Source organism: Niveispirillum sp. FG156 (assembly GCF_057809555.1).
Genome location: NZ_JBMDKE010000095.1, coordinates 1 through 590, shown reverse-complemented (window position 1 = coordinate 590; position 590 = coordinate 1). Strand labels below are relative to the sequence as shown.

Here is a 590-nt window from a genome sequence, read left to right as displayed (position 1 = left end):
CTTGAGGAAACGAAAAGCTAGAGCGTGATTCCGGTCAACGGAAACACGCTCTAGCAGCACTACCGTTGGGCGTGTGGCCCCTGGGCTCCGGCCTTCGTCGGGGAGGCAATTTATGAATTTAAGTGCCGTTGCTGCCCCTCAAGACGCGTCGCGCAGGTCGTGGATGAAGCCTTCCAGACGGTCATGCATGTCGGCGGACAGGCGTTCGGCGTCTTCGGCGGTGCTGTTGGTCTTGGCCACGGCATCGGCGATGCCGCCCGCCATGTCGGCCATGCGGGAGACGGTGGTGCCCAGCGAGGCGGTGCGGGAGGAGACGGTCTGGATGGACCGGCTGATTTCCAGGACCGTGGCTTCCTGCTGCTGCACCGCGTCGGAAATTTCGCCGGCCCCGCTGTCCAGCGCCGTCACGGCATCGGCCACGCTGGCGATGGCGTCCACGGCGGCGCGGGTGGCGGCCTGAATCTCGGCCACCTGACGGCTGATATCCTCCGTCGCGCGGCCCGTCTGGGTGGCCAGGCTCTTGACCTCCGATGCCACGACGGCAAAGCCCTTGCCGGCCTCTCCGGCGCGTGCCGCCTCGATGGTGGCGT

General features: G+C 66.8%; 1 protein-coding gene. It reads right to left on the bottom strand.

The features are described from left to right. Positions 1-138: 138 nt before the first annotated feature. A partial coding sequence (locus ACODSP_RS28205) for a methyl-accepting chemotaxis protein (protein ID WP_488968824.1) occupies positions 139-590 on the bottom strand: 452 nt, incomplete at its 5' end.